The sequence below is a fragment of the Kitasatospora sp. NPDC088742 genome, from assembly GCF_055584905.1.
On the sequence record NZ_JBVJLD010000059.1, the window covers coordinates 8,821 to 23,100 of the forward strand.

The window sequence follows — 14,280 nt, forward strand, 5'->3', positions numbered from 1 at the left end:
ACCGGTTGTGCGCTCATGTCCGTCACGGCAGTCCTCCTGTCGACGCCCCGGGAAGAAGTGTCAGTCATTTGAGCAATCGAGTGTGCACTTGTCCGATTCCCGTCCGCTCACCGCCGCACACCCGCTACGGCCCCGGGGCCGTAGAATGACGCGGTACGTCTGGTACCGGCAGCGGACTGGAACGGAATCAGGGACGAGGGCGAGCCGTGAGCAGCTCCGAGGGCGACGGGTTCGGGGTGTTGGCCGATCCGTTCGGGGATCCGGCCGACCCGGGGAACCGGCCGGCCAGGTTGGCCGTGGGTGTGGTCGGGACGGGGCGGGTGGGGCCCGCGATGGGGGCCGCGCTGCAGTTGGCCGGGCACCGGGTGGTGGCCGCGTCCGGGGTGTCGGCGGTTTCGAGGCGACGGGCCGAGGCGCTGCTGCCGGGGGTGAAGCTGGTCAGCCCGCCGCAGGTGCTGGCGGCGGCGGACCTGGTGCTGCTGACCGTGCCGGACGACGTGCTGCCGGAGCTGGTGGCCGGGCTGGCGAAGACCGGGGCGGTGCGGCCGGGGCAGATCGTGGTGCACACCTCGGGTGCGCACGGCGTCGCGGTGCTGGAGCCCGCCACCCGCGCGGGTGCGCTGCCGCTGGCGCTGCACCCGGCGATGACCTTCACCGGGACGAGCGTCGACCTGGCCCGGCTGGCCGGCTGCCCGTTCGGGGTGACGGCCCCTCAGGAGCTGCGCCCGGTCGCCGAGGCGCTGGTGGTGGAGATGGGCGGCGAGCCGGAGTGGGTGCCGGAGGAGCGGCGGGCCCGCTACCACACGGCCCTCGCGCACGGCGCCAACCACCTGGTGACCCTGGTGTCCCAGTCCTTGGAACTGCTGCGCAGCGCCGGGGTCGCCGAGCCCGGCCGCCTGCTCGGCCCGCTGCTCGGCGCGGCCCTGGACAACAGCCTGCGCTCCGGCGACGCCGCGCTCACCGGCCCGGTGGCCCGGGGCGACGTCGGCACCGTCCACCGCCACCTGCGCGAACTCGGTACGGTGGCCCCCGACATCGGGCAGTCGTACCGGGCGATGGCCCGCGCCACGGCGCAGCGGGCGCTGAGGAACGGAACGATCGACGAGGCGTCGGCGGCCGCGCTGCTGGACGTACTGAACGAGGAGAACATCTGATGGCCCGTGGCAAGCAGCCGACCAAGACCCCCCAGGTCCGCAAGGCCGAGCTCACCCACTCCGTCTCCGACTTCGAGTCCGCCTTCTGGCCGGACGAGGAGCCGGTGGACAACGCCGTGGTGATGACCATGGGCGCCCTGCACGCGGGCCACGCCGGCCTGATCCGGGCCGCCCGCAAGCAGGTCGGCCAGGACGGCCGGGTCGCCGTCACCGTCTTCGTGAACCCGCTGCAGTTCGGCGCCGGCGAGGACCTGGACCGCTACCCGCGCACCCTGGCCGCCGACGTCCGGCTGGCCGAGGAGGCCGGCGCGGACGTGGTCTTCGCCCCGCTGCCGGAGGAGGTCTACCCCAACGGCACCCCGCAGGTGCGGATCACCGCGGGCCCGATGGGCGAGCGGTACGAGGGTGCCTCCCGCCCGGGCCACTTCGACGGCGTGCTGACCGTGGTGGCCAAGCTGCTCAACATCACCGACCCGGACTACGCCTTCTTCGGCGAGAAGGACGCCCAGCAGCTGGCGGTGATCCGCCGGATGGTGGCCGACCTGGACTTCGACGTCGAGGTGGTCGGCGTCCCGACCGTCCGCGAGGAGGACGGCCTGGCGCTGTCCTCCCGCAACCGCTTCCTCTCGGAGACCGAGCGGGAGCAGGCCCTCGCCCTGTCCAGGGCGCTGTTCGCCGGCCGCGAGGCGGCCGTGCGCGGTGCGAAGGCGGTCCGCGAGGCCGCCGCCACCGCCCTGGACGGCGCCGAGGGCGTCACCCTGGACTACCTCGCCCTGGTCGACCCGGACGACTTCACCGAAGCGGCCGACGACTTCCGGGGCGAGGCGGTGCTGGCGGTGGCCGCGAAGGTGGGCTCCACCCGCCTGATCGACAACGTCAGCATGCTCGTTCGCTAAGTACGGCAGGCAATCCCTCAGGCATGCACTCACAGGAGGCGTGACCCACATGCTCCGCACCATGCTCAAGTCCAAGATCCACCGGGCCACCGTGACCCAGGCCGACCTGCACTACGTCGGCTCGGTCACGGTGGACGAGGACCTGCTCGACGCCGCGGACCTGCTCCCCGGCGAGCTGGTCCACATCGTCGACATCAACAACGGCGCCCGGCTGGAGACCTACACCATCGCCGGCCCGCGCGGCACCGGCGTCATAGGCATCAACGGCGCCGCCGCCCGTCTGGTCCACCCCGGTGACCTGGTCATCCTGATCGCCTACGGGCAGATGGAGACCGCCGAGGCCAAGGCGTACGTCCCGAAGGTGGTCTTCGTGGACGGCGACAACCGGATCACCGGCTACGGCACCGACGCCGCCGACGCCCCCGAGGGCAGCGGGCTGCTGCGCGGGGACCGGGCGTACGGTGACGGGCACGGCGCGGCCACCGCCGCCGCGAGCTGAGGAGCAGTCAGAACCATGTCCGCCACGCACCGCCTCACCGCCCCCGCCCCGGGCTGGACCGCCACCACCGACGTGGTGGTGGTCGGCTCCGGCGTCGCCGGGCTGACCGTCGCGCTCAACGTCCGCAAGGCCGGCCTGCGGGCCACGGTGGTCACCAAGGCGATGCTGGACGACGGCTCGACCCGCTGGGCCCAGGGCGGCGTCGCCGCCGCCCTGGGCGAGGGCGACACCCCCGCCCAGCACCTGGACGACACCCTGGTGGCCGGGGCCGGGCTCTGCGACGAGGAGGCCGTCCGCACCCTGGTGACCGAGGGGCCGGACGCCGTCCGGCACCTGATCGCCACCGGTGCCTCCTTCGACAAGGACGCCGAGGGCGGCATCCTGCTGACCCGGGAGGGCGGCCACCACCGCCACCGGATCGCGCACGCCGGCGGCGACGCCACCGGGGCCGAGATATCGCGCGCCCTGGTGCAGGCCGTCCGCTCCGACCCGGGTCTCGAACTCATCGAGCACGCCCTGGTGCTGGACCTGCTGACCGACGCCGAGGGCCACGCGGCCGGGCTCACCCTGCACGTGATGGGCGAGGGCCAGCGGGACGGCGTCGGCGCGCTCCGGGCCCGCGCGGTGGTGCTCGCCACCGGCGGCCTGGGCCAGGTCTTCTCGGCCACCACCAACCCGGCGGTCTCCACCGGCGACGGCGTCGCGCTCGCGCTGCGGGCCGGTGCCGAGGTGACCGACCTGGAGTTCGTCCAGTTCCACCCCACCGTGCTCTGGCTCGGCCCGGAGGCCGAGGGCCAGCAGCCGCTGATCTCCGAGGCGGTCCGCGGCGAGGGCGCCCACCTGGTGGACGCCGACGGCGTGCGCTTCATGATCGGGCAGCACGAGCTGGCCGATCTGGCCCCCCGGGACATCGTCGCCAAGGCGATCACCCGGCGGATGCAGGAGCACGGCGCCGAGCACATGTACCTGGACGGGCGGCACTTCGGCGCCGAGATGTGGGCCGAGCGCTTCCCGACCATCCTGGCCTCCTGCCGGTCCCACGGGATCGACCCGGTCACCGAGTTGATCCCGATCGCGCCCGCCTCGCACCACGCCGCCGGCGGCGTCCGCACCGACCTGGCCGGCCGTTCCACGGTGCCCGGCCTGTACGCCTGTGGCGAGGTCGCCTGCACCGGCGTGCACGGCGCCAACCGGCTGGCCTCCAACTCCCTGCTGGAGGGCCTGGTCTTCGCCGAGCGGATCGCCGCCGACCTGACGGAACGTCACGCCGCCGGCGCCCTGCCCGAGCGCTCGGTGGACGTGGCCGCCGCCCAGGCCTGCCGGGCCGTGCCGCTGCTCGCCCCGGAGGCCCGGGCCGACATCCAGCGGCTGATGTCCACCGGCGCCGGCGTGCTGCGCTCGGCCGGCCTGATGGCCGCCACCGCCGAGGGCCTGGCCGCCCTCGCCGCCGAGGCGCTGGCGCACGCCGCCGAGGAGAAGCCCGCCGACCCGCGGGTGGAGACCTGGGAGGCCACCAACCTCCACCTGGTCGCCACCGCCCTGGTGGCCGCCGCCCGGCTCCGCGAGGAGACCCGGGGCGGCCACTGGCGGGAGGACTTCCCCGACCGCGACGACCAGCGGTGGCAGCGCCACCTGACCACCACCCTCGACGCCGACGGTGCCCTGCGCACCCTCTGACGCACTCTCACCTCTCCCTAGGAGCAGCACCGATGTCCCACGACCACGACGACCACGCCCACACCGAGCTGCCCATGGCCGGTGGCTGCGGGGACGGCTGCGCCTGCGGCGACGGCGAGGCGTACGAGACCGGCCTGGACCCGGCGCTGGCCGAGCTGCTGGAGGCGGCCGGTCTCGACCCGGTCGAGGTCGAGGACATCGCCACCCTGGCGCTGGCCGAGGACCTGGCCGGCGGCGACGACGTCACCTCGGTCGCCACCGTGCCCGCCGAGGCGGTCGCCACCGCCGACTTCACGGCCCGTCAGGCCGGCGTGGTGGCGGGCCTGCGGATCGCCGAGGCCGTGGTCTCGCTGGTCTGCGAGGAGGAGTTCGAGGTCGAGCGGCACGTCGAGGACGGCGACCTGGTCGAGGCCGGCCAGGTGCTGCTCTCGGTCCGCGGCCGCACCCGTGACCTGCTCACCGCCGAGCGCAGCGCGCTCAACCTGCTCTGCCACCTCTCCGGCATCGCCACCGCCACCCGGGCCTGGGCCGACGCCCTGGAGGGCACCGGCGCGGCCGTCCGGGACACCCGCAAGACCCTGCCCGGCCTGCGTGCCCTGCAGAAGTACGCGGTCCGCGCGGGCGGCGGCGTCAACCACCGGATGGCGCTCTCCGACGCCGCCCTAGTGAAGGACAACCACGTGGTGGCGGCCGGCGGCGTGGCCGAGGCGTTCAAGGCCGTCCGGGAGGCCTTCCCGCACCTGGACGTCGAGATCGAGGTCGACCGCCTGGACCAGATCCCGCCGGTGCTGGAGGCGGGCGCCGACCTGATCCTGCTGGACAACTTCACCGTCCCGCAGCTCAAGGAGGCCGTCGCGCTGGTGAACGGCCGGGCCAAGCTGGAGGCCTCCGGCGGGCTGGCCCTGGCCACCGCCCGCGAGGTCGCCCAGACTGGGGTCGACTACCTGGCCGTCGGCGCGCTCACCCACTCCTCGCCGGTGCTCGACATCGGCCTGGACCTCCGCTCCTCCTGATCCCGACTCACCAGAAGGCTCCTCGTGCTCCTCACCATCGACGTCGGCAACACCCAGACCACGCTCGGCCTGTTCGACGGCGAGGAGATCGTGGAGCACTGGCGGATCTCCACCGACCCGCGCCGCACCGCGGACGAACTCGCGGTGCTGATGCAGGGTCTGATGGGCTCCCACCCGGTCGTCTCGGCCGAGACTCGGCCTTCTGGGGGCCTCCGGCCCCTTGACCTGGTGGAGGGCCTGGCCATCTGCTCCTCCGTCCCCGCGGTGCTGCACGAGCTGCGCGAGGTGACCCGCCGCTACTACGGCGACGTCCCCGCGGTGATCGTGGAGCCCGGGGTGAAGACCGGGGTGCACGTCCTGATGGACAACCCCAAGGAGGTCGGCGCCGACCGGATCGTGAACGCGCTGGCCGCCAACCACCTCTACGGCGGCCCGTGCATCGTGGTCGACTTCGGCACCGCCACCACCTTCGACGCGATCAACGAGCGCGGCGACTACGTCGGCGGGGCGATCGCCCCCGGCATCGAGATCTCGGTGGACGCGCTCGGCGGGCGCACCGCGATGCTCCGCAAGATCGAGCTGGTCCGGCCCCGTAACGTGATCGGCAAGAACACCGTTGAGGGCATGCAGTCCGGCATCCTCTACGGCTTCGCCGGCCAGGTGGACGGCCTGGTCGACCGGATGGCCAAGGAGCTCGCCAAGGACCCGGACGACGTCCAGGTGATCGCCACCGGCGGTCTGGCCCCGCTGGTCCTCGGCGAGGCGAGCACCATCGACGTGCACGAGCCCTGGCTCACCCTGATCGGCCTGCGCCTGGTCTACGAGCGCAACAAGCCGCAGACCTGACGACCCGTCGGCCCCCCGGTCGGATCAGCCCACCATCCGCCAATCGGGCCGACCACGGGCGCCAATCGCCATAAATCGGACGTACGCCACGTACTGTCGAGCCATGCCGACGCCACACGGATCCCGCGGCGGCATGGCCTTCAGCGCCGACGAAGTCCGCGTGCTGCGCCGTGCCCTCGCCCAAGCGCTGTACCCGGTCCACCTGCCGCACAGTCCGGCGGGCGAACTCTGGGCCGAGGACGTCCAGGAGGCCCTGCGCCTCGCCGAGGCGGTGGACGAGGCCGTCCAGGAGGGCGGGCGCCTGCGCACCTTCCTCCTGGCCGACCTGGCCCGCTACCGCGCCGCCCTCCCGGGCAGCGCCGGCGGCTACCTGGAACGTCTGGAGGAGGCCATCGCCGACGGCTACCTCCCCACCGCCGAGGACCTCACCGCCCTGCGGGCGCTGACCCGGATGCCCTGCGGGGGCGGCGAACGCGCCCGCCGCTCCCGGCTGGCCGGCCGCTGCCACGCGCTGGCCGAGGCCGACGTCCGCGAGCGCCTCGCCCTGAGCACCGGCCAGCGGCACCTCGCGGCCGTACCGAGCCCCGCCGCTCCCCCGAGCGGCGGCACTCCCACCCATGTAGGAGGACGGTTCCCGATGACCGAAGCCAAGCCCCCCGCCGACGGCCGCCCGCAGCCCCGCCGGATGCCCACCCCCGCCGAACTCTTCGGCCGCCGCAGCCACCCCGAACCGTCTCCCGCCCCCACCCAGGACGACCTCGAACTCGCCACCGGCTGACGGGAATTCAGGGGAGGCCGGAATTCCGGTCTCCCCTGACGGGGTAACAATTCCGCATCCTCGCCGCACCGTTGTCCGCCATGGTCATGATCGACCGTTTTGCTCCCGCACCACCGGGTCGTGAAGAACCTATGGTGCTGGGTTGCAACACCCCATGACCTAAGGACAGCAGTGGCCTCCATACGCACGGCCCGTTCGTTCGGGCTCATCGCCGCCCTCGCGCTCGCCGCGGGCGGCGCCGCACTTCCCGCCTCGGCCGCCGACGGCGTGCAGCTGAAGCTCTGGGCACCGTCGGCGATCTCCATCGACCCGCAGGCCAAGCTCGAGCCGAACCAGGGCGGCAACATCGCGCTGAACTACGGCCGGGTGGGCAAGGAGGCGGCCAAGGACGTCGTCGTCTCCTACGACACCAAGGACCTGGCGGGCGTCGGCGAGCTGTCCCTCTTCTTCTTCGGCGACAACTGCACCACCAGCGGCACCGTGCGGAGCTGCAAGCACAACTCGCTGGAGTACGACCGCATCAACGTCACCGAGAACCCGACGGTCAACGCGGCCAAGGACGCCAAGCCCGGCACCAAGGGCACCCTCCACATCACCGCGACCAGTTCCAACGCGGCCCCGGCCAAGCTGGACGTGGACGTGTACGTCGGCGGCCCGCAGCTGAAGATCAAGGAGATCCCGGCCGCGACGAACGTCAAGCCGGGCTCCACCCTCGGCACCACCCTGGAGATCAGCAACACCGGGACGCTGCCCGCCAACCGGCTCTACCTGATGATGTACGCGGACGAGATGCTGGAGTTCAAGCAGCGCTTCGGCAACTGCGAGTTCGGCACCAGCCCGCGCGGCTCGAACCAGTACGGCACCTGGCCCGCCACCAGCGCGATGATCTGCACCGTCAACTCCCCGATCGCGCCCGGCGAGACGGTCAAGGTGGACCCGCTCCAGTTCGGCGTCACCCCGTCCGCCTACTACACCTACGTCGGCTTCACCGCGCTCGCGAACGTGGAGACCGAGACGGGCTGGATCCGGGAGGGCTACGACCTCAAGCCCGGCTCCGGCCCGCGCCTGACGATCGGCAAGCCGGAGGCCCCGGTCACCGACCCCGGCGGGCCGAGCATCAGCACCAACCGGGGTGGTGGGGACACCGCCGAGCTGGAGGTCCACGCCGACAACACCGCGGACTTCGAGGCGCTCGCCGCGTGGGCGCCGGCCGGCGGCGGCGCCACCGGCACGCTGACCGTCGGCCTGGCCAACCACGGCCCGGCCGCCGTCAACGACCGCAGTGGCGGCGAGGCGATGCCCAGCGTCGACTTCACCCTGCCGGCCGGGGTCAAGGTCACCAAGCTCCCCGAGCACTGCTACCTGGACCAGGGTCAGAACGTCAAGCCGAACACCTACCAGTGCAGCACCAGCAACTGGGCGCCGAGCGGCCTGCTGACCACCTTCGACCTCCCACTGGAGGTTCCGGTCGACGCCCGGGACAAGAAGGTCGGCGTCTCCCTGCAGAACAGCACCAGCCGCTGGGAGCCCGGCCACGCCTCGGCCGTGATGAGCTGGGACAAGAACCCGGCCAACGACCTGGTCGAGCTCGCCCTCGGCGAGAAGGCCACCGGCACCAAGCCCTCCCCGACGGCGACCGCGACCAAGGCGCCCACAGCCACACCGACCAAGGCCGCCACCAGCAACCCCCGCCCGAGCAGCACGCAGGCCAGCAAGAGCCCGACCCGGTCCGCCTCCGTCGCCCCTTCGGCCACCGCGAGCAGCGGCACCAGCGCTCCCGCCGGTCCGCTGGCCGCCACCGGCGGTGGCTCCTCGGCCGGCCCGATCGCCATGGCGGGTGGTGCGGCCGTGGCCGTCGGCCTGGCCCTGATCGTGGTCGTCGCCCGCCGCCGCAAGGCCGGCGCGCACAGCTGACCCGGCACCCCCACCGTCCCGGAGAGGCCAACTGGCCTCTCCGGGACGGCAGCTGACGGGATAACAATTCCATATCGGCGTTCACCGAATGTCCACCATGATCACAAGTGACCGTTTTAACCCCCACCGTTCGGACTTCACGGCCGCCTAGGGTGCCGAACAAATGCTCCGTGATCTAAGGACACTTGTGCGCCTCTCCCGTATGGCCGGTTCGGTCGGCCTCGCCGGCCTCCTCACCCTCACGGCGGCCGGCGCCGCGTTGCCCGCCGTCGCCGCCGACACCGTGCAGCTGAAGTTCGTGGCCACCCATCCGGTGACGGTCGGCAAGGACGCCGAGAGCACCACGCCCTGGCCGATCACCCCGTACCTCAAGATCGGCCGAGTGGGGACGGGCAGTGCCAACGACGTCGTCATCAGCTACGACGCCAAGGACCTCACCGGGATCGCCGACCTGACCCCGTCGGCCAACTGCACGACCACCGGCACCGTCCACAGCTGCAAGCAGGCGACCCCGCTGGACCAGGACGAGCGCGATCTCGCGGGGAACACCCAGCCCTCCCTCCGCGCGGCCAAGGACGCCAAGCCCGGCGCCACGGGCACCCTGCACCTCACCCTGACCGCCGCGAACGCCACCGCCCCGGTCACGGTGGACGTGCCCGTGTTCGTCGGCCGCGCGCGGCTGGAGTTCAAGCAGCCCGCGCCCGTCGAGCACGCCAAGCCGGGCGGCACCGTCGACGCCGCGGTCGAGATCACCAACGCCGGAGACGCGCCCGCCAGTCACGTGTACCTGGTCATGAGCACCAGTGAGCCGCTGACCTTCGCGCAGCGCTACGGCAACTGCGAGTACGGCTCCAAGAGCGGCTCGCCCTCGGCCGGCGCGATGTTCTGCAGCATCGACTCCCCGGTCGCACCGGGCGAGACGGTCAAGCTCGACCCGCTCCGGCTCGGGGTCTCCCCCCTCGCGTACAAGGGCCAGGTCGGCTTCACCCTGGGCGCGCGCCTGGACGCCGTGGAGAGCACGGTGAAGTCGTACCGGGAGACCTACAGCCTCAAGCCCTCGTCCGGTCCCCGCCTGACCGTCGGCAAGCCCGAGGTCCAGACCCCCGAGGTCGGTGGACCGTTCTACTCGAAGTACACCGAGCTGACCGTCGCCGCCGACAACACCGCGGACCTCGAGCCGACGGCCGCCTGGACCCCCTCGAACGGCGGCGCCAACGGCACGCTGACCGTCGGCCTGGTCAACCGCGGGCCGGCCGTTCTCTCGGGGGCCGGCTCCGAGGACCCGACCGTCGGCTTCGTCCTCCCGGACGGCGTCAAGCCGGTGCACGTCGACGGCGGGTTCTGCTACCCCCCGGACAGCAACGGCGCCAAGAACCACTACACCTGCTTCGGCAATGTCTGGATGCCGGTCGGCTCCGGGCCCACCTTCACCATGAAGCTCGACCTTCCGGAGTCCGCCCGCAACTGGCAGCTGGACGTCACGGTCCAGAACCGCGAGAGCACCTCCGACGCCCGCGGCACCTGGAACACCGACCCCGCCAACGACGTGGTCCGTCTGACGCTCGGTGACAAGCCCTCCACCGGCGCCCCGGTGACCACTCCCCCGGTCACCACCCCGGCGCCCACACCGACCAAGGACGGCTCCGCCACCCCGAAGCCGACCGCCACCAAGAGCACCCCGGCGAGCCCGACCGCGAGCGGCTCCACCACCGCCCCGGCCTCGGCCTCGGCCTCGGCCTCTGCTTCGGCCTCTGCTTCGGCGAGCAGCTCGGCCACCGCCGTCACCGGCCCGCTCGCCGCCACCGGCGGCGGCTCCAACGCCGCGCCGATCGCCGCGGCCGGCGCCGCGGCCGTCGTCCTCGGCCTGGCCCTGCTCCTGGTGGTCCGCCGCCGCAAGGCCGCCTCGCACCAGCGGTAACCTCTCCGAGCGGCCCGGGAGACGCCACCAGGCGCCTCCCGGGCCGTTTCTGACGTCATAACAATTGCGCATCCACAGGCGCCAATTGCCCGATCCTGATGTCATCTGCGCGCTTTTGGCGAAAACGGGCCGTTCGCTCCGGGGCCCTATCGTGCCGATCGAACACCCCGTGACCAAAGGACACCCGTGGGACTCGCCCGCCTGGTCGGCCCGTTCGCCCTCTCCTCCGCCCTCGCGCTGACCACGGCCGGCGGCACGACGCCCACCCCGACGGCCCCGGTCTCCCGGCTCGAACTCCGTGCCCCGGCCGCCGTCGTGGTGGCGCCGGGCGGCACCGGGAGCGTGCCGCTGAAGGTCAGGAGGGCGGACGGCGAGAGCGCCCGGGACGTGGTGGTCGCCTTCGACGCCAAGGGCCTGGCCGGGATCGCCGAGCTGCGCCTGCCGGACGGCTGCACCGTTTCGGGCACCGTCCACAGCTGCCCCGGCCCGAGCGTGACCGCCCCGGGCCCGACCGCCTCGCCCGACCCGGCCGCCACCGCCGGGGGTGTGGCCGTGACCGCCGTCCCGGGTGCCGGCCCCGGCAGCAGGGGCGTCCTGCACGTCACCGCCACCGCCGCCGGCTCCGCCCCGGCCGGGGTGGACGTGGAAGTCCTGGTCGACGGGCCCCGGCTGACGCTCGCTCAGCTCCCGGCGGCGGAGCGGGTCCGGCCGGGGAGCACCCTCGACGCCACCCTGGAGGTCACCAACTCCGGCCGGCTGGCCGCCCGCAGGCTGGTCCTGGTGATGCTGACCGAGGAGACGCTGACCTTCGACCAGCGCTTCGGCAACTGCGAGTACGGCACCCGGCCGCGCAGCACCGACGGGGCGGGCCTCCGGCCCGCCGGCACCGCCGTGGTCTGCGCCGTCGAGGCCCCGGTCACGCCGGGCGAGACCGTCCGGCTGGCCCCGGTCCGGATCGGCGTCACCGCCGCCGCGTACCGGGACCGGGTCTCCTTCACGGTGCTCGCCGACCGCGAGACCGGCACCGGACCGGTCCGCGGCGCCTACGAGTTCGTGCCCGGCTCCGGCCCCCTGCTGGCCGTCGGCGATCGTCGGACCGCGGCCACCGGTGCGGACGGGACCGCCGGTCCGGGCGGGCCCGCCCGCCCGGCCACCACCGAACTGGAGGTCCGCACCGAGAACGGCGCCGAGTTCGAGGCCGTCGGCCACTGGGCCCCGGCCGGCGACGGCCGCACCGGGACCCTCACCGTCGGCCTGCACAACAACGGCCCCGCCTCGGTCTCCGCCCGCACCGCGGGAGCGGCCCTGCCCACGGTCGAGTTCACCCTCCCCGCCGGGGTCCGTGCCACCCTGGTCCCGGCCGGCTGCCACCCGGCGGCCGACGGGCGCGGCTACAGCTGCCACCCCGGCGACTGGGCGCCGAACGGCCTGAAGGCCGACTACGACTTCCCGCTCGAACTCCTCCCCGGCGCCGGGGAGGCCCCGTTCACCGTCTCGCTGCAGGACGCGGCCAGTCGCATCGGACGGGTGCCCACCTCGGCCACCATGGACTGGGACCACGACGCGGCCGACGACGTGGTGGTGCTCCGCCTCGCCGTACCGTCCACCGCCCGGCCCTCCCCGGCCCGCACTCCGGCCGCCGGCGCCCTCTCCAGCGCCCCGGCGAGCGCCACCACCGCGACCCGCGCCGCCACGACCGGCCCGTCCCCCTCCCCGTCCGGCACCGGCCGCCCGGCCGCCGTCACCGGCCCGCTCGCCTCCACCGGCGGCGGCGCCCCGGCCGGTCCGACGGCCGCCCTCGGTGGCGCGGCCGTGGCCCTCGGCCTGGTCCTGATGGTGACGGTGGCCCGCCGCCGCAGGCGCCCGGCCCACCGCCGCCCACGCTGAGCACGACGCCCCCGGACGACCCCGGACGGCCCCGCCCGGGGCGTCCGCGCGACACCCCCGGGGCCGCTGCCGTCATCCCGGGGCCGGGCCGCCCGTAACGGTCGATACCCTGGTGTCGTGAGCGATCAGATCAGCGCCCCCGCGACCGACGACCTTCCCGAGCAGATGCGCGTCCGGCGCGAGAAGCTGGACCGGCTCCGGGCGGCCGGCATCGACCCGTACCCGGTCGGCTTCCCCCGCACCACCACCATCGCCGACCTGCGCGCCAAGCACCCCGACCTGGAGCCGGACACCGCGACCGGCGAGCGGGCCGGCGTGACCGGCCGCGTGGTGCTGGCCCGCACCGGCGGCAAGCTCTGCTTCGCCACCCTGCGGGACGGCTCCGGCGACCTCCAGGTGATGTTCTCGCTGGACAAGCTGGGCCCGGAGCGGCTGGCGTCCTGGAAGTCCGACATCGACCTGGGCGACCAGGTGGGCGTCGAGGGCGAGGTGATCACCTCCAAGCGGGGTGAGCTGAGCGTCATGGTGGACCGCTGGGAGCTGACCGCCAAGTGCCTGCGCCCGCTGCCCGACAAGCACAAGGGCCTGACCGACCCGGAGGCCCGGGTCCGCCAGCGGTACGTCGACCTGATCGTCAATCAGGAGGCCCGCGACGTCCTCTACCTGCGCTCCAAGGTGGTCCGCTCGATCCGCCGCACCTACGAGGAGCGCGGCTACATCGAGGTCGAGACCCCGATGCTGCAGCCGGTGCACGGCGGCGCCAACGCCCGTCCGTTCACCACCCACATCAACGCGTACGACATCGACCTCTTCCTGCGGATCGCCCCGGAGCTGTACCTCAAGCGCCTGGTGGTCGGCGGCGCCGAGAAGGTCTTCGAGATCAACCGCAACTTCCGCAACGAGGGCGCCGACTCCACCCACAACCCGGAGTTCACCTCGCTGGAGTCGTACGAGGCCTACGGCGACTACGACACCCAGGCCGAGCTGATCCGCGCCACCATCGTGAACGCGGCCCGGGACGCGCTGGGCGGCACCGTGGTCCGCGGCATCGGCCCGGACGGCCAGGAGCACGAGATCGACCTGGCCGAGCCGTGGGAGGAGGTCCGGGTCTACCCGGGCATCTCCGCGCACCTGGGCACCGAGGTCACCCCGGACACCACGGTGGACGAGCTGCGGGCGCTGGCCGACAAGGCCGGCATCCCGTACGAGAAGGACTGGGGCCACGGCCAGATCGTGCTGGAGATGGTCGAGCGCCTGCTCGAGCACCACGCGATCAAGCCGACCTTCATCAAGGACTACCCGACCGAGGTCTCCCCGCTGACCCGTCAGCACCGCTCGGAGCCGGGCGTGGCCGAGAAGTGGGACCTGGTCATCTTCGGCACCGAGATCGGCACCGCCTACTCGGAGCTGGTCGACCCGGTCGAGCAGCGGGCCCGGCTCACCGCGCAGTCGCTGCTGGCGGCCGGCGGCGACGTCGAGGCGATGCAGGTGGACGAGGACTTCCTGCGCGCGCTGGAGTACGCGATGCCGCCGACCGGTGGCCTCGGCCTCGGCGTGGACCGCCTGATCATGCTGCTGACCGGCAAGAACATCCGCGAGACGGTGCTCTTCCCGATCGTGAAGCCCGACCTGGGCGGGGCCGCCGCGAAGAACACCAAGGGCGCCGAGGACGACGCCGCCGGCTCTGACGAGGAGTGA

The 14,280-nt window shown here is 73.4% G+C and carries 11 protein-coding genes; all 11 read left to right on the forward strand.

The window, feature by feature from the left end; translation table 11 throughout:
* The first annotated feature begins 206 nt into the window (after positions 1-206).
* Complete coding sequence (locus ACZ6ZR_RS33340; RefSeq protein WP_465648848.1) at positions 207-1,154, forward strand: Rossmann-like and DUF2520 domain-containing protein; 948 nt, start codon at positions 207-209, stop codon at positions 1,152-1,154.
* Entirely contained in the window at positions 1,154-2,050 is an 897-nt protein-coding gene (gene panC, locus ACZ6ZR_RS33345) for a pantoate--beta-alanine ligase (RefSeq protein ID WP_465648850.1), read from the forward strand. The genes ACZ6ZR_RS33340 and panC overlap by 1 nt, the downstream gene beginning before the upstream one ends.
* A gap of 49 nt (positions 2,051-2,099) precedes the next feature.
* Positions 2,100-2,549 carry an aspartate 1-decarboxylase gene (gene panD / locus ACZ6ZR_RS33350; RefSeq protein WP_465648917.1) on the forward strand — a complete coding sequence of 150 codons (450 nt, stop codon included), beginning with the start codon at positions 2,100-2,102 and terminating at the stop codon, positions 2,547-2,549.
* A gap of 15 nt (positions 2,550-2,564) precedes the next feature.
* Positions 2,565-4,226, forward strand: coding sequence for an L-aspartate oxidase (locus ACZ6ZR_RS33355; RefSeq protein ID WP_465648852.1), 1,662 nt, complete (start codon positions 2,565-2,567; stop codon positions 4,224-4,226).
* Positions 4,227-4,258: 32 nt separating this feature from the next.
* On the forward strand, positions 4,259-5,239 hold the full coding sequence (gene nadC / locus ACZ6ZR_RS33360) for a carboxylating nicotinate-nucleotide diphosphorylase (RefSeq protein WP_465648854.1): 981 nt from the start codon (positions 4,259-4,261) through the stop codon (positions 5,237-5,239).
* A 24-nt stretch (positions 5,240-5,263) separates the two neighbouring features.
* A complete protein-coding gene (locus tag ACZ6ZR_RS33365; protein ID WP_465648855.1) occupies positions 5,264-6,085 on the forward strand; it encodes a type III pantothenate kinase in 822 nt (273 codons plus the stop codon).
* A gap of 103 nt (positions 6,086-6,188) precedes the next feature.
* The gene (locus tag ACZ6ZR_RS33370; RefSeq protein WP_465648857.1) at positions 6,189-6,863 is read left to right on the forward strand and encodes a hypothetical protein; all 675 of its coding nucleotides are present in this window, start codon (positions 6,189-6,191) and stop codon (positions 6,861-6,863) included.
* A 171-nt stretch (positions 6,864-7,034) separates the two neighbouring features.
* Complete coding sequence (locus tag ACZ6ZR_RS33375) at positions 7,035-8,777, forward strand: hypothetical protein (RefSeq protein ID WP_465648859.1); 1,743 nt, start codon at positions 7,035-7,037, stop codon at positions 8,775-8,777.
* 187 nt (positions 8,778-8,964) lie between these two features.
* Positions 8,965-10,695: an LPXTG cell wall anchor domain-containing protein gene (locus ACZ6ZR_RS33380; RefSeq protein ID WP_465648860.1), complete on the forward strand. Its 1,731-nt coding sequence runs from the start codon at positions 8,965-8,967 to the stop codon at positions 10,693-10,695.
* A gap of 186 nt (positions 10,696-10,881) precedes the next feature.
* Positions 10,882-12,582, forward strand: a complete 1,701-nt coding sequence (locus ACZ6ZR_RS33385; protein WP_465648862.1) for a hypothetical protein — start codon at positions 10,882-10,884, stop codon at positions 12,580-12,582.
* A 117-nt stretch (positions 12,583-12,699) separates the two neighbouring features.
* Positions 12,700-14,280 carry a bifunctional lysylphosphatidylglycerol synthetase/lysine--tRNA ligase LysX gene (gene lysX / locus ACZ6ZR_RS33390; protein ID WP_465648864.1) on the forward strand — a complete coding sequence of 527 codons (1,581 nt, stop codon included), beginning with the start codon at positions 12,700-12,702 and terminating at the stop codon, positions 14,278-14,280.

Bases quoted from the DNA above. Each gene is read 5' to 3' on its own strand.
- panD (WP_465648917.1), top strand. From the start codon at position 2,100: ATGCTCCGCACCATGCTCAAGTCCAAGATCCACCGGGCCACCGTGACC.
- ACZ6ZR_RS33370 (WP_465648857.1), top strand. From the start codon at position 6,189: ATGCCGACGCCACACGGATCCCGCGGCGGCATGGCCTTCAGCGCCGAC.
- ACZ6ZR_RS33355 (WP_465648852.1), top strand. From the start codon at position 2,565: ATGTCCGCCACGCACCGCCTCACCGCCCCCGCCCCGGGCTGGACCGCC.
- panC (WP_465648850.1), top strand. From the start codon at position 1,154: ATGGCCCGTGGCAAGCAGCCGACCAAGACCCCCCAGGTCCGCAAGGCC.
- nadC (WP_465648854.1), top strand. From the start codon at position 4,259: ATGTCCCACGACCACGACGACCACGCCCACACCGAGCTGCCCATGGCC.